The sequence below is a fragment of the Gracilimonas sp. genome, from assembly GCF_031581265.1.
Lineage (GTDB): Bacteria > Bacteroidota > Rhodothermia > Balneolales > Balneolaceae > Gracilimonas.
Genome location: NZ_JAVLBQ010000034.1, coordinates 1 through 17,389, shown reverse-complemented (window position 1 = coordinate 17,389; position 17,389 = coordinate 1). Strand labels below are relative to the sequence as shown.

Genomic DNA, 17,389 nt, shown 5'->3' with positions numbered 1-17,389 from the left:
ACTGTGAAAATAAACCCCCAAAGCCTTCTCCAGGTATCCACTCAATTACTTCCTAATAACTAATCCTAAAATCGAATTTCACCTATCAATTCAATGCGGCTGAAATCTATCGGGTCAAATACTGCTCGCGATTCCCGATGACTATAATTCAAAATGATCTTAGATCTATCTTTGAATACCCAGGCTATACCAAACACACTTTCTTTAACGATCCATCTATTCTGATCCTGATCTACCATTTGCTCTGTTCTGCCTGTCAAAAAGATGGGGTGTTTTTTAACAGGTTGAAATTCGCCAAATATACTCCATCCCTCGAAGTAATAAAGTGGATTAGGTGAAACTATTCCTTCAAACCGAATATCATCTGTTGATTGAAAACCTTGTAAAACTGCGTTGAACCGTCGGGATTCGTAAGTCAATCCTGCACCATATATATTGAAATCAGGGCTTGTCGGCGAGTTTCCTTTTCCTACAGCTCCGAAAGCGGTTACCTGAAAACCCGGAATGACTTCTGCCGCAGGGCGCACACTCAATCTTCCCTCTACAACTTTATTATTGTTTTCCTCTATAGAGGAATATCCGCCACCGTTATACACTCCAATCGCAAAACTTCCATATCGGCTGTCATTTGAGCTTAATCCCGGCTCATCCAAACTTTCCCCAACGCCGGTTTCAAGTACAACACCATAGTCTGCTGAGGGAAGAAAATCGTTCTGATCCAAAAACATACTTTTTTGGGAGCGGTAATCATTTACCTCTTGCTCAAAATTGATCCAGGGGCGGCTGGTTACTCCAGCAGAAATCACCGGTTCATTAAAAAAACCAAAATCCGGGATATCATATTCTACATAAGCATACTTCAACCGCAGCTCAATATCCCCAAGGCCATCCCCTTCCCTGTCAATAGTTACATCTTGAGTAATGCGGGCATTTAACCTATCAGAAAGTTGGTGTCTGAAGTTTACATATCCTCTTTTGATAGTAAATTGATTATGAAAGGAGTCTCCGGTCATATCATGCTCAAATGTGAAAAACATAACGCCATCAATCCGAAAGTTATCCTGAATATTTTGAGCCTGTACCCCACTAAAAGACATAGATATAGCAAGGGCAATCACTAAAACTGTGAGCTTTTTCATAGTATTTAAATATGTTCGTAAGTGTGCTGATTATTATTGTAGAAAAATACAGCATTTAAATGCCCTTTTCCTCATATCTCCCAAAGCTTTACAATACCTTTATATCGAACTATTTCTTACTTATGATGTTGTATAGTTAACCTTTAATTCATCTTAGAATAATCATGGATCTCAAACTCACCGACCAACGATTTGTAGTATGCGGAGCCTCCAGCGGTTTTGGAGAAGCCATTGCACGACAGATTTTACAAGAAGGAGCTTATGTTGTATTGGTAGCACGGCGTGGAGATATGCTACGAGATAAGTTCAGCCATTTCAAAGAACAAACAGAGATCATAGAGGGAAGTTTAATTTACAGTGAAACCCTCGACAAGATCGAGAAATCTGTAAAAGCTGAGGAAACACATGGTATAGTCCTAAATGCAGGCGGACCTCCAACCGGAACTCCACTTGAGACAAACATGGATGACTGGGATTCTTCCTGGCAACTGGTTATGCGATGGAAAGTTGACTTAGCTTTACGACTGGCTCCCTACTTCAAACAAAAGGAATACGGACGGATGGTGTTCATAGAAAGTCAGTCCGTGAAGCAGCCCTTGCCTTCGCTTGCACTAAGTAACAGCTTCCGTGCCGGTGTGGTGGGGTTTGTTAAGTCTCTGGCACTGGAAGTGGCTAAGTCGGGGGTAACGGCCAATGTACTTGCTCCCGGCTCACACGAAACACCGGCTATTGAAAGAGTAATTGAAAAGAACAGAGGTTCATTGAATATTAGTTTTGAGGAAGCCAAGGAAGAGATGGAGGAAAATATTCCGGTGGGACGAATGGGGAAAGCGGAGGAATTTGCCTCGCTGGTGGCCTGGTTACTTTCACCTCATGCCGGCTATGTAACCGGGCAAACTATTAGTCATGATGGGGGAAGTATCAAGGGATTGTTTGGATAAAAAAAGAGGGAGCGCCAAACTCCCTCTTCTGCTTAGCCTTTATTATAAACTGATCATTAATCCAGAAAAGTCACCTTTCCGGTATCAAGGTCATAAAATGCTCCGGTAATTACCACATCTCCGTTGCGCTCTAATTCTGCGATGATCGGACTATTTTCACGCATTTCTGCTATGGTATTAATAACATTACTGTTTACTACTTCAGTCACATACTCATTATTAGCAGTAGTTCTTTCACCGGAGTAGTTAGCAGTCATCTCAATAGCAGGCTCAATTTTATCTAACATGGCAGTAATATTACCCATTTCAACGCCATCAATAGCTGCTTTTACAGCACCACAACTTTCATGGCCCATTATAACAACAACTTTTGAGCCGGCCACAGCAGTTGCAAACTCCGAACTGCCCAAGATATCTTCATTTACGAAGTTACCGGCAACTCTGGCTACAAAAATATCTCCAACACCTTTGTCAAAAACATTCCCAACCGGTACGCGACTATCGACACAAGATATTACAATTGCTTCCGGATACTGTCCGTCGGCCGTTGCTTTTACTTGAGCCTGGTAATCGCGTGGAGTCAGATTATTGTTTACGTAGCGCTCATTACCTTCTTTTAATTCCTGAATAATTTGTTCAGGAGTACGCTCGGCTTGCATGTCTTCGGTCATAACACTTGTCACCATAGTTTCAGACTCAGAATAGCTTTGCTCTTCCGCCTTTTCTGCACAGCCGGTTATTAGGATTCCTGTTATTATTAGTGAAAAAATAATTTTTAAAGATTTCATTGGTTTACATGATCTAAGATTAATATTGATAAAGTAATGCCATCTTAAGGTTATGTGCCCTTACCTCTTGAAGATTCACAGAAAGCAGACGTAGTTCTTCTATGGATCTTTTTTATAACAGATGGCGAAATTTAGACGGGCTTAGATCACATCCGGTGGAGGAGTTGATACCGAGGGGATATAGAAATCCCCGGAGATCATGTACTTTTTATATAATTTTGGAAGAATAGGTAAATAAATTGGTTCCGTTCTCTGATGCTCAATTTCATCTTTACTTCCATGCTCTTCAACTACATCAGATACAGGAATTGGGCTGGTCGCTATTTCAACGTTTACCGGCGACGGTGGAATCAGCCAATCATAAGAATGCATAACGGAAAACGATAGAAATAAAACTATCGACCCTAAAACGCCTATATATTTCCGCTGAAAGTTTTTCATGGTTTATTTCTTTTAACGCGTTTACCGGTTGAAAACATCGCACAGAGAACCTACGAGCGTCCGTAGGTCCTCGCAGCGTTCGGCACTTCAGCCATGTCCCAGTAACGCTCGCAGGACCTTCGGACGCTGCGAGGTTACTTTACTCAAAAGATTGCTCCAGGCTTATTTTTAACTGGTAAACGCGTTTCTTTTCTGCTTTCTCAACCACAGTTCCACAGGCTCAGTTCCTTGTCAATAAAAATTTCATATCAATAAATAACATTATTATTAACTCATTGACTTGGAACGTCTTGCTGAATAATTACTGTTGTTCACTTCTGAGTAAAAACAATAATAAAAAAATTTTTGTCATGTGGCCAATTAGGGTATTAATTATTACTTTTTTGTTTAGTATTCAAATTAATGTAATAGCCCAAACTACAGGTACAATAACGGGTAAAGTTACAGATGCTAAAACCGGGGAACCATTAATTGGCGCTACAGTCATTTTGGAGGGGACCAGTTTGGGAGACGCAACCGATACAGAAGGTCGCTATACCATCTCCAATATTCCTACTAAAACCTATAATGTAAAAGCCTCTTTTATTGGCTACGTGGAACAAACCAAATTCAACGTGGTGGTTCGCTCAGAAGGGAATATTGATCTCAATTTTGAGCTTCAGGAGCAGGTAAGTGAATTAGAGGAGATTAACATCACCCCAAACCCTTTTGCCAAGGAAGATGTAACTCCCCTTTCTATTCAGAAATTTAGTCAGCAGGAAATAGCAGCCTATCCCGGGGGAAACAATGATATCGCCAAAGTCGTACAATCACTTCCGGGAGTTTCAGGTTCTGTTGGTGGATTTCGGAATGATGTAATCATTCGCGGAGGCGCTCCGAACGAGAATGTGTATTATTTGGATGGAATTCCGATTCCGAACATCAATCACTTTTCAACGCAGGGAAGTGCAGGCGGCCCGGTGGGTTTACTGAATGTCTCATTTTTTGAAGGGGTTTCGCTCACTGCAAGTTCATTTGATGCAGCATATGAAAACGTACTTTCGGGGGTACTCCAGTTCAATCAAAGAAATGGGAATGACCGTGAGTTTGTAGGTAATCTTCGAGTCGGCTCCAGTGAAGCCGCGCTCACGGTAGAAGGCCCACTTTTTAAGGGCAACGACTCTGAAGCTAATACCACGTACATTGCTTCCCTCAGGCGGTCATATTTACAGCTTTTGTTTCAGGTGATTGGTTTGCCATTTCTGCCGGATTACTGGGATTATCAGTATAAGATAAATCATCGAATTGATGACAAGAACCGGATCTACCTGACGGGTGTAGGTTCTATTGACGATCTCGCTATAAATGACTTGGATGAATTTGATCCCGAACAGGAAGCCATTCAAAATCAAATTCCTGTAATCCGGCAAAACAGTAATACAGTAGGAATTGGATGGCGACGACAGTTTGATGATAATTCCGGATTTATGGAAACTGTGCTCAGTAACAATACCTTGGGAAATTCTTTTTACCGTTATGATGATAATGTCAATGAAACCGGGTTGTTCTTTAAAAATGAATCACGCGAAACCGAAATGCACCTACGCTACCAAGCCACCAAATTCATTGATAACTGGACGCTCTCTGGCGGGGTGAATGTTATCAATGCGGATTACAGTAATACGACCGAGGATCTCGTTAATAATCTAAACTTTAAGACAGATCTGAATTTCTTTAGATATGGAATTTTCGCTCAAAGTTCAGCTAATTTACTGGATAACCGGCTTGGTTTTTCTTTTGGATTGCGAGCCGATGGTAATACCTTCACCGGTTCAGGTAATGAAATGGATAAAACGCTTAGCCCTCGTTTATCTCTATCCTACAAACTCACCGAAGATGAAAAATGGACGGCGAATGCATCGGTTGGTCGCTATTTCAAGATCTTACCTTATACTACACTTGGCTTTCAAAACAATACCGGAAATTTTCCCAACAAATCATCCGAGTATATCCAAAGTGACCATGCTGTAGCAGGTCTTGAATATTTACTTAATGACCGTGCCCGAATTTCTGTGGAAGGATTTTTCAAGTGGTACCAAGATTATCCCATTTCTACGGCTGATAGCGTTTCACTTGCTAATAAAGGTGGCGGTTTTGAGGTGTTTGGCAGCGAGCGAGTAATTAGTCGAGGCAAGGGAAGAACGTATGGAGTGGAACTCTTGTATCAACAAAAGTACACAGGGAAGTTTTATGGAGTAGCTGCCTTCACATTGTATAAAAGTGAGTTTACAAATTTATTTAGCGATGGATACAAACCGGCCGTTTGGGATAACGGTGTATTAATTTCGCTGCTTGGCGGATACAAATTTGGAAATAACTGGGAAGTCAGTTCGCGCTACCGTTTTCTCGGAAAAGCACCTTATCCGCCGGTTGATCGAGACAGAACACTGGAAAACTATCCCGCTGTTTTCTTTGATTATGAAAATTTAGGCGCTAAAAAGTTGGATCCACTAAGTCAACTGGATATCCGTATCGATAAAAAGTTTAACTTTCAAAATCTAAGCCTGGATGTCTATCTCGAGGTACAAAATGTATTGGCACAATCCAGTCCATCTGAGCCAAGATATGGTTTGAATAGAAATGATAATGGTGAAATTATTGTCCCGAGAGAATTAGTCCGCGTTGACTCTTCTGATGATGGAGAAGTACTTCCATCTATTGGCTTAGTACTGAACTTTTAAAACAAATAGAATCAGTTGAGTACTGTAAAATAAGATACCGCTCTCGGCCTGAATGTTCGTAATATTAGCTCATACTGCTCTGCCGTTTGCTCTATATCTGGAGTTACTAATCCGGTTGAATCATCAATGATTTTGGAATAAGGAACATAAGCACGATATGGATTTATGCTTTCCACCTCAGCAAATTGTTCAATGGGCACATCGTACTTTATAGTAATTGAGGACGGATTGTAGTTTACATTTTGTCCCCGCGGTAAACCTGTGGTTTCAATATATACAATGGTTTCCCCTTCGGTAAATTCAGAAACATCCGCCGTAAAATTAATCTCTTCTTCCGATAACACAATTACACCGGCCGTATCCTGAAGAGAAATAGTTCTTGAAATATCCTCACGGATATCATTCATCCGTAACGTATCTCTCACCACCCATTCATTTATACTTTCAATTTTTGATTGAGCCCCTATTACTGTGATACTATCCGGAGAAATTTGGGGAGTTCCCACAATACCAAAACGGTTTCTAAAAGTTAAATCCGTATTGATTTGTACCGGTACTTTTTTTGAAACTTTAGGTTCAAGATCAACAGTTAAAACAAGGGGCTGTACTTTTGCTATATCTATAGATTGTAAATAATTGAGTCTCTGCCGAACCTGATCAAATAAGTTTACTTCTTGCTCTTCAATATTAATAACAACAGTTGGGGGATCACTGTAGAGATTCATCAGCTGCCAGCCATCCCCGGAAACACCAACTTGTACAAACTCAGGCATTTCTTCAGTTAATGCCATGCCTTCAGGTACATTACCTAGTTCAATAGGTACATTAATATCGATGCTAAAGCTGGAACTTAAATTTACAATGAACCACAAAGAAACTGCCATAATATAAGCCCCAATAAACACGACAATGCGTTCCCGTTTCAAAAGCCCGGAGTTATCCTCCTGCGCTCCGGGTTTTGTTCCCGGAGTAATAAAATTTTTAAGGCGCTTTATAAGCTCATGATCAAAAAAATCGGGCATGGCTGAATTTTGATACTGGTTTATGTTTAGTCCATTGACTTAACTACGGACAATAATGTCGGAAATTATATCACTTTTTACTTTTTCGTTTAACCTTTTTGCAATACTAAATCGGTTGGCATGAATTTCATGCCGCCATGATGGATGTGAAACTTTCATGGCTAGTTTATTTCCTTCGAAATGAAGATCTTCCACTTCTGAAGCTAACCTCTTACCCACCACTTCCTCAAAAGTTGCAAGTACCATTCCTTGCTTCAGCTTACGTTTCTGTGGGAATTTCTCAATAAATTCTTCCAGAACAGAACTTAGTGATTTTGGAGTGTCAAACCTCATGGCTGAACTTCTTTAACATTACCGTTCTCAACTTTATAAAACCGATTATCGGCTCCATCAAAGGTAACATAATTTTCGAAGGGAACCGGGTTTGCTGAAGTTATGAATATTTGACCTTTGTGTTGTTGGAGTGCCTCTAATAAAATTTCAGTTTTATTGAGATCTAAATCTCCAAAAACATCATCCAGCATCAATATTGGCAAATCATCCAACTCATCAGAGTAATAATGGAGCTGAGCCAGTTTCAGCGAAAGAGCGAATAAACGATGCTGACCTTGGGAGCCATATCTTCTCAGTTCAAAGTCATCCAGGTAAAAAACAATTTCATCTCTGTGGGGACCTATGGTCGTAATTTCCCGTTCTATTTCTTTTGATTGAACTTCTTCGAGCTGCTCATGATAAGCCTTTTGAATGGCTTCAACATCGTCAGTGGGCGTACAAAAGGTTTGATATTTCAGATTGGTGGTTAAATCCATACCGGATATCATTGCATAATCTTTCTCAAGGTATGCTTTCAAATTCTCCAATACCTCATGTCTTTTTGCAACAACACGAGATCCAGTTTCTACAAGCTGAACATTCCATGGCTCCAAATAAGACTCCAAAACTGATACCGGCCCCCGATATTCCTGAAGTAAGGAATTTCGCTGTTTCCGGATTCTACGGTATTCGATCAAGTCTCTTAAATAAGCGGGGGAGATTTGACTGATAAATGAATCAATAAAACTCCGGCGTTCGGCAGGACCTTCCAGCGTTAACTTTTTATCATCCGGCGTTAAGGTTACCACCGGAACCATTCCTATGAGATCTGATAATTTTTCTAAAGGAGAATCATTAACAAAGATCTTTTTTCCATCTCCTCGAGAGTATGAACAAGCTACATCAAACTCTGATCGTATCTGTCCTTCGAAATGACCTTTTATCATAAAATAGCTTTCATCCTGATTGACCACATACATATCAGAATTTGAAACAAAACTGCGGGACATACACAAGTAATGAATGGCGTCAATGAGACTGGTTTTACCTGAGCCATTGGGTCCTGTAATCACATTAAGGTGGGGAGCCCATTCTATTTTCGTGTCAATGTGATTTCGGAAATTCAGTAATTCGGTGTACGTGTTATGCATAAGCTATATGGTACAGAATCTATCTAAAAAATTATAGCAAGCTCTTAGAAAACTTTGATAATAAAAAAGGCCGGCTTATCTCTAAGCCGGCCTAAAACTACTAATGATAATAGTTAGAGTGATTTCAAAACCATTCCTTACAAATTTTTTTTTACTAATTTGATTTTATGGTCTTTACCGGATGCCGAATCACAAGCCAAAAGCATCGTGTCCTAAGAATAAAGCCATATCTCCAAGCTGTTCTTCAATCCTGATCAGTTGGTTATACTTCGCAATTCTATCAGTTCGGCTCATGGAGCCTGTCTTAATTTGACCGGCATTGGTTGCCACGGCTAAGTCTGCGATCGTCACATCCTCAGTTTCTCCCGAGCGATGAGAAATAACAGCTGTGTAACCGTTTTTGTGAGCCATTTCAATAGCATCCAGTGTTTCTGTGATTGTACCAATCTGATTTACTTTAATGAGAATGGAATTCGCTATTCCTCGCTCAATACCGGTTGCCAGTCGAGTAGTATTTGTTACAAACAAGTCATCGCCTACCAACTGTACTTTATCACCGATTGCAATGGTTAGCTTTTTCCAGGCATCCCAATCATCTTCTGCCAAACCATCCTCAATAGATATGATCGGAAATTTATCTACCCAATTACTCCAAAATTCAACCATGGCATCGGTATCCTTCTTGGAGCCATCACTCCATTTAAATTCATACAAACCTGATTCGGTATTGTAGAACTCCGAGGCCGCCGGGTCCAGCGCAATCAGAACATCTTCTTCCGGAGTATAACCCGCTTTTTCAATAGCTTTGAGAATTATCTCTACAGCTTCTTCATTCGATTTGAGATTTGGCGCAAACCCACCTTCATCTCCAACAGCTGTACTATATCCTTTCTCTGATAATACTTTTTTAAGATTGTGAAAAACTTCAGCCCCTATTTGGAGTGCCTGTCCAAATGACCGGGCTCCGGCAGGCATGATCATAAATTCCTGGAAATCTACGCTGTTATCGGCATGGGAACCTCCATTAATAATATTCATCATAGGCAGGGGCATTACCTTGGCATTGACGCCCCCAACATATCGCCAAAGCGGCATTCCCAGATCTTCAGCGGCAGCTTTGGCAGAAGCCATAGAAACCCCGAGGATAGCATTGGCTCCGAGATTAGCTTTATTTGGAGTACCATCCAGCTCAAGTAAACGGTCATCCAGGTCTAGCTGATTAAAAACCGATAATCCTCTAAACTCATTGGCAATTATTGAATTTACATTTTCAACAGCCTTAAGCACACTTTTACCTAAATAGAAATCTTTGTCGCCATCTCTAAGTTCAACGGCTTCATGTTCTCCGGTTGAGGCACCGGATGGAACAGCAGCCCTTCCAACGGTTCCGGTTTCCAGTATTACATCAACTTCTACGGTGGGATTCCCCCTGGAATCAATCACCTGTCTTGCATGAATATCCTCTATAAAACTCATTCTTTTGTTCTCCGATTTGTTAGTGAGGTTAATGCTCTAAAGGTACTACGATTTAACCTGTACTTAAAGCCATTTCACCTGAAGTTTTGTAAGTTTGACCGAAATCTTATTAATCATTAAAACTATTCATCATTTTGAAAGTACATCCCTGGGTTATTCTCTTCGACATCGACGGAACACTATTGACCGTAAATCAGCAATCCAATAAAAAGATGATCCGTGAATTATTAGATACTCATCAAGTGGACTATCCCCACATGGAAACCGATTCATTTTCAGGACGAACCGACCACGATATTTTCATGTCATTTCTTGTCAACCATAATTATGATGAGACATTATATGAAAGTATTAAAACAGCATATATACAACGATTAGGAGAGCTTTTAACAGAAGATATTGTAGAACAACACAACTATGTAGATGACGCCCTGTCCTATTTTTCTACTGATGGATTTATCACAGGCTTACTTACCGGTAATTATCCTGATGCAGCAACTCATAAATTAAAAGCTGCTAAAATTGACTATGAATTTTCCTTTGGTGCCTTTGGCGAGTTTGACCGGGATCGAAATAGATTACCCAATTTAGCCATTCAAGAAGTACGCAAAATGATTGATACCAAACCCGATCCATCCAGGTTTATAGTAATTGGGGATACACCTCGTGACGTTATTTGTGCAAAAAAATCAGGAATGAAATGTGTTGCTGTCACCACCGGAGGTTATAGTCGCACTGAATTAGAGGAACACGACCCAGAAATTATTTTAGATAATCTCTCTCAACCGAAAAATTGGTTTTCACAAATAAAGAACAGCTGAATTCGGCTACCACATCCATCCAAAGATGAAATTGATTTGAGCTGAACCAAAATACTTTCTTGGATCGTGAGCATTTTCTAAAGGAGCAAACTGATCGCCGCCACCAACCGGTACTATATTTGGACCGAGCGAACAAGGATCATTTGGAGTCTGATTCAGCCTATTTAAATCAGGTTGACATGGTTCCAGAACCTGAATTCCGTCAGGAAAATAATTCATGGTATAACCAAATTGAACAGTCGATAGATTTGCAAAATTATCTCCAAAATCTACCCCTATCACCAATTCCCCGCCAAGTCCCCAATGCGTGTCTCCATTACCCCATCCTGTAAAAATATCATTGACTCGCTCCGTTCCTCCATAAATACGTGCATCATTTTCTCTAAAACCATTCTCATTGAAATCATTGAAGTAATCATATGAAAAAGCAAATGTAGGCCCCACACTTAGGGAACTAAATGCCCTGAAATTATCTGATATCGCTTCTGCAAAGAATCTTTTTTTAAGCCCAATATATAACGGTATGGATATCACTCTCTTATACTTTTCAGGAATAGTCCTATAGCCTAAAAAATCTGTAAATGTTTGCTCGGAGGGATCTTTTAAGGCAGATATTTTCAAATTAATGATGGCTTCTGTATAAGGATTCAAACCAATTCGAAATTGCCCCCCGGCACCAAAGCCGAAATCACTCAACAAAAAATTAAACCCAAAACCGGTTTTATAACCTTCGTCAAAAAGATTCCTGGGATTATCCCTTTCTTGCACTTCCGGCTCTCCAAATTGCGCAAAAGATTGGTTCAAAGACAGAGAAAGAAATAATATCAGGGTAAAAAAGATGGATTTTTTCATTTAAAAATTATGTTTATAGTGGTTTTAAGCCCATTACTACAAAAACTAACGAAATTTTATTCATTTTCTTATTGTCTTAAAGTAATATCCTGTTATTTTCAGCACAAATTTTGATTTATAACAGACCTAATAATTAATTAATTCAAGCTCCAGCGCATGAATTCACATACAACTTATTTTGTATTTGGACCAACTGCAACGCTTCGCAGGATGTCATCCAAATTATTCAAAGAACATCCACCTAAATTTTTGTACGAATATTCTCCCGAAGGCACTTCTGAGACTATATATGTAGCCGTTTACGAAGAATATGAAAAACAAATTAATTCCAGTGTTACCCTAACTTGTATTTTAGAGAACAAGGGTAAACATAATAAAGTTGTTCTTAAAAAAACCGGTGGACGTATGGGATTCCGCGGCAGCTCTCTTTCTGAAGAGCAAAACGTAGAGTCTAATGTAATCGATTTTATTTTAGACTTCTCCAAACGCCACGGTCTTACTTTACAAGAAGAACAACCTCCGGCTGAAGCTGAGGAAGAATAATCTATGGCCAAAGTACCATCCGTTTGGACGGTTCTTAGCATGATGGAATGGGCAACTGCTTTCTTTGAGGAAAAGAAAGTAAAGTCCCCACGTTTTAGTATAGAATGGCTTCTGGCTGATGTTCTTTCTACCAGGCGATTAGATCTTTATTTAGAATACGATCGGCCTCTTTCTACGGCAGAATTGGATGAGCTTCGCCCAATGGTTAAACGCAGGGCTTCTCATGAACCCTTGCAATACATTACCGGAGAAACAGACTTTCACCGAGTTACTTTAAAAGTAGAAGCGGGGGTACTTATACCACGGCAAGAAACTGAACAGCTTGTCGATTGGATTCTCAATCACTTTGACGAAACTACTCAATTAAAGGTGATTGATATTGGGACCGGATCAGGCTGCATTCCTATAGCTTTAAAAAAGGCCCGGCCAAATTGGAATGTTACTGCTACAGACATTTCAGATGAAGCTCTCAGAATTGCAGAAGAAAACGCATCACTGAATCAAGTTGAAATAGACTTCATGAAAAATGACTTATTTCAACCCGAGCTACCATCAGGGGAAAAATTTGACCTCATAATTTCTAACCCTCCTTACATTCACCCTGATGAAAGAAACACCCTTGATGAAGAAGTTAAAAACTATGAACCGGAGATAGCGCTATTTTGTGAGTCAACCCATAAAATGTACAGTGCCATTGAAAAGATTTGCCAACTATATTTGCAGCCCTCCGGCACCATTTTTTTAGAGCTCCATGAGCATCACACTGGTGAAGTCCTTAAAATATTTAAGGAAGAAACCTGGGAGCCTGAATTAAAGAATGACTTTAGCGATAAGCCTCGTTTTTTAAGAGCAAAAAAAGGTTGATTATATCAGAAATATTTTATCAGAAAACCAAGCATCACCTTTCTTTTTAAAATGTGGAAAACTTGTGGAAAAATAATTTTCACCTTCCCTGTCATCCTTTCATTAAGGTTAATTCAGTGTTACGGCAATGTTATGAGGGATTTTACCAAATTGTGTAAATATGCATGAATTATTATAAAGCATTGCAAGGCAGTGAATTAACATGTATTTAAAAATGTGGATAACTTTTTAAAATTTGATATAATCCGGTTTGACAAGTGGCGGATAAATTGCCATTTTCGGTTCAACTCAAAACCACTATCTCATTTTATCTGTGGATAACTGGCTTTGTTTTGTTTTGAAATTAAAAAGTTAATCCTGAAGGGGGGATTTAAAAATTGCACGAGTTATCGGTTGAATCGGCATGGGAAAATTGCCTGGAAATTATTAAAGACAACATCAGTTATCAGAAGTATAAGTCATGGTTTGAACCCATAAAACCGGTATCGCTGAAAGACAATACGTTAACTGTTCAGGTACCCAGTCAGTTTTGGTATGAATGGCTTGAAGAGCACTACTATAATATGCTTCGTTCTACACTGGCTAAAGTGCTCGGACCGGAAGGCAAACTTGAGTATTCTATTGTAATGGAAAAGTCTGAACAATTTGAAAATAATCGATCCATTCGCATGCCTCAAAAACCAATGGGACCTGTTCAGCCTCAAGAATCGAATGGATACCCTGATTATCAGCCAGACCGAATCGAAAATCCTTTTGTTATACCGGGCATTAAAAAGACAAAAATAGATTCGAACCTCAATAACAATTACGTTTTTGACAGATTCATTGAAGGGGATTGTAACCGCTTAGCACGTTCAGCTGCTATGGCTATTGCTGATAACCCTGGCAGTAATTCTTTTAATCCGTTTTTTGTTTATGGACCTACCGGCCTTGGTAAAACACACCTGGTTCAAAGTATCGGGAATAAAATTAAAGAAAAGTTTGGCGATGAGAGGTCAGTCCTTTATATATCTTCCGAAGCTTTTACTAACGAATTTGTCCACTCGATCCGAAATAACCGTGCCAGTGAATTTTCCATGTTCTACCGAAATATAGACGTATTAATGGTAGACGATATTCAGTTCTTCAGTGGAAAAGAAAAGACTCAGGAAGAATTTTTCCACATTTTTAATGCGCTGCACCAAGATGGAAAACAAATTATTCTTAGTAGTGATCGTGCCCCAAAAGACGTACCTGATATTGAAGAACGACTTATCTCACGATTTGGATGGGGACTTAGTGCCGATCTAAAAATGCCTGAGTATGAAACCCGGTATGCTATTCTTGAACGCAAAGCCAATGACAATGGCATAGAAATCGATCCTCAGATTATTGAATTTGTTGCCCACAATTTTAAATCTAACGTACGCGATTTAGAAGGAGCTATCATAAAGTTGTTAGCCCATGCATCTCTTCAAAACATAGATGACATTGATTTGGCCATGGCAAAGCGGGTGCTTAAAGACATGGTCAAAGAATCGAACACGCAGATTTCCATTGAGCAAATTCAAAATTACGTGTGTGATTATTTTGGAATTGATACCAATAAAGTCCGGGAAAAAACGCGGAAGCAGGAAATTGTAGAAGCTCGACAAATTGCGATGTATCTTTCCAAAAAATTCACCAAATCCAGCTTAAAAACCATTGGACTTCATTTCGGTGGTCGTGATCATTCTACCGTTATTCATGCTATTTCTACTGTAGAAGAGCGTATTTCTACCAGTCCAAAGCATAAGCGCATGGTCGAAGAACTACATCAGCGTATTGAAGTTGCCAGACTCTAACCGATGGATACCCTCACTATAAAAGGTATGCAGTTTCGGGGACACCACGGAGTTCACGATCATGAAAAAAAAGAGGGAAATGATTTTGAGGTAGATGTCATCTTCAATACCTATTTATCTAAATCGGCAAAATCTGATGAACTTTCCGATACCGTTGATTACTCCAAAGTTCATCAAATTGCATCAGAGATCATGAATGGAAAGTCAGTAAACCTGATTGAACATTTGTGTTTTAAGATCGGAACTGAGATCGCCCAAACCTTTCCTTACCACACCAAGTTCGAAGTAATTGTCAGAAAACTAAACCCACCTCTTTCCAAGCCGGTTGAATTTTCTGAAATCAGAATGTCATGGCCAAGGTAGTTATTGCATTGGGTTCAAATCTGAACAATCCTCATCAACAACTCCGGGATGCCGCTCACTTTTTAACAGAGCTCTCAGAATCAAAAATATTAAAGTCTTCAATCTATCGATCTGAACCAATAGGTCCATCTGAAAATGACTTCCTGAATTCAGCGGCGGTAATTGAAACTCATTTGAAGCCTGAACTTCTTTTTGAGAAGCTAAAGGAACAGGAAAAAAGACAAGGACGTCCCTCTCGCTATCCCAAATGGACAGCCCGAACCATAGACCTCGATATTATTGGCTATGATAACTTGGTCATTGAAACAGATACCCTTATCATTCCACACAAAGAATATTTAAAGCGTTTGTTTGTTCTATTGCCTTTAAAAGAGGTTTATCCAAGTTGGGATGATCCTAAATCTGCTCAAGAAATCGATGAGCTTATTGAACAGGCACCCGAGATAGAAATCGTTAAGACAACACTGAATTGGTAGCTGATGTCCAACTTATATGATTTTATTGCTATTGAAGGCGTAATCGGCGCCGGGAAAACCTCACTGGCCACCTTACTTGCGGAGCGACAAAATGCCCGTTTGGTTCTTGAAGAATTTGAGGATAATCCATTCCTGCCAAAATTTTATGAAGACCGTGAACGATACGCCTTCCAAACTCAGCTCGCTTTTTTAGCAAGTCGATTTAAGCAGCAGCAGCGGATGATGAGTCAGGATCTGTTTCATCAATTTACTATTTCAGATTATATTTTTGATAAGGACCGAATTTTTGCACGCCTGAATCTTGACCAGGATGAAATGGCTCTTTATGATAATATTTTTGGAATCATGACCGGAATTGCTGCCCAACCTGATTTGATTATCTATATCCAATCGTCGGTAGATCGGTTGATGGAAAATATCGAAAGCCGCGGACGCGATTATGAACGAAACATCACCCCGGAGTACCTGAAAGAGCTGAATGATGCCTACAATCACTTTTTCCATCACTACAATCGTGCTCCGTTAATTGTTTTGAATGCTTCTGAAATAGATTTTGTCAATAACATAGATCACTTGGATTACATAGAAGAGCAGATTTTCAATCAACAAATTCGTACCAATACTCATATTCACATTGCGCCCTAAGTACCATGATTAAGTTTATACTTTTTACGATCGTGTTTTTCTTTTTAATACGATATATAAATCGATTGTTCTTACCTTCCAATAAGCGTCAACAACAATTTAACCCTTTTGGAAGCAACAAAAGAAGCCGCAAGTTTGACGAAATAGAAGAAGCCGAATACGAAGACCTTTCAAATAAAGATAATTAAATACACTCCATGAACTTTGAAGAGAAACTAAACAAGGGATTTGAATTATTACAGGAAAAGGATATTGATTACGCCCTTGATGTGGCGCGGGAGTTACAGAAAGAGTTTCCTGACGCACATGAAGCCTGGTATTTAGAGGCCTTGCTCATGCAACAACTCAATCAATGGGACCACAGCCAAAAAGCAATTGAGAAAGCCATTGAGTTGTCGGATGAAAATGCCCCTTACTATAACTTGAGAGGTAACGTTCGAATGCAGCTCGAGAAACTGGATGAAGCTGAAAAGGACTTTGATAAAGCCATCGAAATTAATGACAGCTCTGCCGCTCACCGCAATAAAGTGCTACTGATGTTGATGAGTGACCGTGGACAGAAAGCTATTCCTTACCTTATCCAACGCATCAAAAATGACCCAAAGGATGCCGAGAACTGGATTCTAATGGGCGATATGATTCAAAAGGGAGGTCAGCCTGATAAAGCGCGAACCTATTACGAGCAAGCCCTGAAAATCGATCCCGATAACGAATACGCTCAGCGTCAGCTCGAAGGAGAAGACTGAGGAATATCGAATATTGAACAGATGAATATTCAATATTCAAATGATTTTTATCAGCACATTCGCAGGCGTCTCGCTTGTGATTTATAAAATTCTGCTCACTTTCTTAAAACCACCTCGCTCCTGACGCTCCGCGTCGGAGCGAAATATCATTGGTAAAACTATTGGTTCAGGCCATTCGTCTCATTACTGAAAAGAGCAATTCGCCTAAGCCTGTGGGATATCTGAATGGATGTACGCAGCTAAACCCATTCAATTAAAATTGGATG

The 17,389-nt window shown here is 39.7% G+C and carries 18 protein-coding genes; 10 read left to right on the top strand and 8 right to left on the bottom strand.

Going from position 1 to position 17,389, the window contains the following annotated elements; genetic code table 11:
* Positions 1 to 65: 65 nt before the first annotated feature.
* Entirely contained in the window at positions 66 to 1,139 is a 1,074-nt protein-coding gene (locus RI561_RS11350) for a hypothetical protein (protein ID WP_395080359.1), read from the bottom strand.
* Positions 1,140 to 1,303: 164 nt separating this feature from the next.
* Between RI561_RS11350 and RI561_RS11345 the strand changes: the two genes are divergently transcribed.
* Positions 1,304 to 2,080, top strand: a complete 777-nt coding sequence (locus RI561_RS11345; protein ID WP_395080358.1) for an SDR family oxidoreductase — start codon at positions 1,304 to 1,306, stop codon at positions 2,078 to 2,080.
* A 56-nt stretch (positions 2,081 to 2,136) separates the two neighbouring features.
* On the opposite strand, the gene RI561_RS11340 is transcribed toward RI561_RS11345, so the two are convergent.
* Entirely contained in the window at positions 2,137 to 2,868 is a 732-nt protein-coding gene (locus RI561_RS11340; RefSeq protein ID WP_395080357.1) for a carbonic anhydrase family protein, read from the bottom strand.
* A gap of 141 nt (positions 2,869 to 3,009) precedes the next feature.
* Positions 3,010 to 3,309, bottom strand: coding sequence for a hypothetical protein (locus RI561_RS11335; RefSeq protein ID WP_395080356.1), 300 nt, complete (start codon positions 3,307 to 3,309; stop codon positions 3,010 to 3,012).
* 350 nt (positions 3,310 to 3,659) lie between these two features.
* Here RI561_RS11335 and RI561_RS11330 point away from each other — a divergent pair, with 350 nt between their 5' ends.
* The gene (locus RI561_RS11330; RefSeq protein WP_395080355.1) at positions 3,660 to 6,029 is read left to right on the top strand and encodes a carboxypeptidase-like regulatory domain-containing protein; all 2,370 of its coding nucleotides are present in this window, start codon (positions 3,660 to 3,662) and stop codon (positions 6,027 to 6,029) included.
* Positions 6,030 to 6,040: 11 nt separating this feature from the next.
* On the opposite strand, the gene RI561_RS11325 is transcribed toward RI561_RS11330, so the two are convergent.
* The 4 genes from RI561_RS11325 to eno all read right to left on the bottom strand — a co-directional run bounded on the left by RI561_RS11325 (position 6,041) and on the right by eno (position 9,990).
* The gene (locus tag RI561_RS11325) at positions 6,041 to 7,051 is read right to left on the bottom strand and encodes a YbbR-like domain-containing protein (protein WP_395080354.1); all 1,011 of its coding nucleotides are present in this window, start codon (positions 7,049 to 7,051) and stop codon (positions 6,041 to 6,043) included.
* A gap of 39 nt (positions 7,052 to 7,090) precedes the next feature.
* Positions 7,091 to 7,384, bottom strand: coding sequence for a DUF721 domain-containing protein (locus tag RI561_RS11320; protein WP_395080353.1), 294 nt, complete (start codon positions 7,382 to 7,384; stop codon positions 7,091 to 7,093).
* Complete coding sequence (gene recF, locus RI561_RS11315; RefSeq protein ID WP_395080352.1) at positions 7,381 to 8,514, bottom strand: DNA replication/repair protein RecF; 1,134 nt, start codon at positions 8,512 to 8,514, stop codon at positions 7,381 to 7,383. The genes RI561_RS11320 and recF overlap by 4 nt, the downstream gene beginning before the upstream one ends.
* A gap of 189 nt (positions 8,515 to 8,703) precedes the next feature.
* Complete coding sequence (gene eno / locus RI561_RS11310) at positions 8,704 to 9,990, bottom strand: phosphopyruvate hydratase (protein ID WP_395080351.1); 1,287 nt, start codon at positions 9,988 to 9,990, stop codon at positions 8,704 to 8,706.
* Positions 9,991 to 10,124: 134 nt separating this feature from the next.
* Between eno and RI561_RS11305 the strand changes: the two genes are divergently transcribed.
* The gene (locus tag RI561_RS11305) at positions 10,125 to 10,811 is read left to right on the top strand and encodes an HAD family hydrolase (RefSeq protein ID WP_395080350.1); all 687 of its coding nucleotides are present in this window, start codon (positions 10,125 to 10,127) and stop codon (positions 10,809 to 10,811) included.
* A 6-nt stretch (positions 10,812 to 10,817) separates the two neighbouring features.
* Here the strand turns inward: RI561_RS11305 and RI561_RS11300 are convergent, their stop codons facing one another.
* Complete coding sequence (locus RI561_RS11300; RefSeq protein WP_395080349.1) at positions 10,818 to 11,663, bottom strand: hypothetical protein; 846 nt, start codon at positions 11,661 to 11,663, stop codon at positions 10,818 to 10,820.
* A 156-nt stretch (positions 11,664 to 11,819) separates the two neighbouring features.
* On the opposite strand from RI561_RS11300, the gene RI561_RS11295 reads away from it, so the two are divergent.
* From RI561_RS11295 to RI561_RS11265, 7 genes are all read left to right on the top strand, one after another.
* The gene (locus RI561_RS11295) at positions 11,820 to 12,206 is read left to right on the top strand and encodes a hypothetical protein (RefSeq protein ID WP_395080348.1); all 387 of its coding nucleotides are present in this window, start codon (positions 11,820 to 11,822) and stop codon (positions 12,204 to 12,206) included.
* A 3-nt stretch (positions 12,207 to 12,209) separates the two neighbouring features.
* Positions 12,210 to 13,070: a peptide chain release factor N(5)-glutamine methyltransferase gene (gene prmC, locus RI561_RS11290; protein ID WP_395080347.1), complete on the top strand. Its 861-nt coding sequence runs from the start codon at positions 12,210 to 12,212 to the stop codon at positions 13,068 to 13,070.
* 377 nt (positions 13,071 to 13,447) lie between these two features.
* Positions 13,448 to 14,893, top strand: coding sequence for a chromosomal replication initiator protein DnaA (dnaA, locus tag RI561_RS11285; RefSeq protein WP_395080346.1), 1,446 nt, complete (start codon positions 13,448 to 13,450; stop codon positions 14,891 to 14,893).
* Between the two features lie 3 nt (positions 14,894 to 14,896).
* Positions 14,897 to 15,256 carry a dihydroneopterin aldolase gene (gene folB / locus RI561_RS11280; RefSeq protein WP_395080345.1) on the top strand — a complete coding sequence of 120 codons (360 nt, stop codon included), beginning with the start codon at positions 14,897 to 14,899 and terminating at the stop codon, positions 15,254 to 15,256.
* Positions 15,244 to 15,732, top strand: a complete 489-nt coding sequence (gene folK, locus RI561_RS11275; RefSeq protein ID WP_395080344.1) for a 2-amino-4-hydroxy-6-hydroxymethyldihydropteridine diphosphokinase — start codon at positions 15,244 to 15,246, stop codon at positions 15,730 to 15,732. Before folB ends, folK begins: the two co-directional genes overlap by 13 nt.
* A 3-nt stretch (positions 15,733 to 15,735) precedes the next feature.
* Complete coding sequence (locus RI561_RS11270; RefSeq protein ID WP_395080343.1) at positions 15,736 to 16,377, top strand: deoxynucleoside kinase; 642 nt, start codon at positions 15,736 to 15,738, stop codon at positions 16,375 to 16,377.
* 197 nt (positions 16,378 to 16,574) lie between these two features.
* Positions 16,575 to 17,123, top strand: a complete 549-nt coding sequence (locus RI561_RS11265; protein WP_395080342.1) for a tetratricopeptide repeat protein — start codon at positions 16,575 to 16,577, stop codon at positions 17,121 to 17,123.
* The last annotated feature ends 266 nt before the right edge of the window (positions 17,124 to 17,389 follow it).

Coding starts and splice junctions, on each gene's coding strand:
- RI561_RS11350 (WP_395080359.1), bottom strand. CDS start 1,139: ATGAAAAAGCTCACAGTTTTAGTGATTGCCCTTGCTATATCTATGTCT.
- RI561_RS11345 (WP_395080358.1), top strand. CDS start 1,304: ATGGATCTCAAACTCACCGACCAACGATTTGTAGTATGCGGAGCCTCC.
- RI561_RS11340 (WP_395080357.1), bottom strand. CDS start 2,868: ATGAAATCTTTAAAAATTATTTTTTCACTAATAATAACAGGAATCCTA.
- RI561_RS11335 (WP_395080356.1), bottom strand. CDS start 3,309: ATGAAAAACTTTCAGCGGAAATATATAGGCGTTTTAGGGTCGATAGTT.
- RI561_RS11330 (WP_395080355.1), top strand. CDS start 3,660: ATGTGGCCAATTAGGGTATTAATTATTACTTTTTTGTTTAGTATTCAA.
- RI561_RS11325 (WP_395080354.1), bottom strand. CDS start 7,051: ATGCCCGATTTTTTTGATCATGAGCTTATAAAGCGCCTTAAAAATTTT.
- RI561_RS11320 (WP_395080353.1), bottom strand. CDS start 7,384: ATGAGGTTTGACACTCCAAAATCACTAAGTTCTGTTCTGGAAGAATTT.
- recF (WP_395080352.1), bottom strand. CDS start 8,514: ATGCATAACACGTACACCGAATTACTGAATTTCCGAAATCACATTGAC.
- eno (WP_395080351.1), bottom strand. CDS start 9,990: ATGAGTTTTATAGAGGATATTCATGCAAGACAGGTGATTGATTCCAGG.
- RI561_RS11300 (WP_395080349.1), bottom strand. CDS start 11,663: ATGAAAAAATCCATCTTTTTTACCCTGATATTATTTCTTTCTCTGTCT.
- RI561_RS11295 (WP_395080348.1), top strand. CDS start 11,820: ATGAATTCACATACAACTTATTTTGTATTTGGACCAACTGCAACGCTT.
- prmC (WP_395080347.1), top strand. CDS start 12,210: ATGGCCAAAGTACCATCCGTTTGGACGGTTCTTAGCATGATGGAATGG.
- folB (WP_395080345.1), top strand. CDS start 14,897: ATGGATACCCTCACTATAAAAGGTATGCAGTTTCGGGGACACCACGGA.
- folK (WP_395080344.1), top strand. CDS start 15,244: ATGGCCAAGGTAGTTATTGCATTGGGTTCAAATCTGAACAATCCTCAT.
- RI561_RS11270 (WP_395080343.1), top strand. CDS start 15,736: ATGTCCAACTTATATGATTTTATTGCTATTGAAGGCGTAATCGGCGCC.
- RI561_RS11265 (WP_395080342.1), top strand. CDS start 16,575: ATGAACTTTGAAGAGAAACTAAACAAGGGATTTGAATTATTACAGGAA.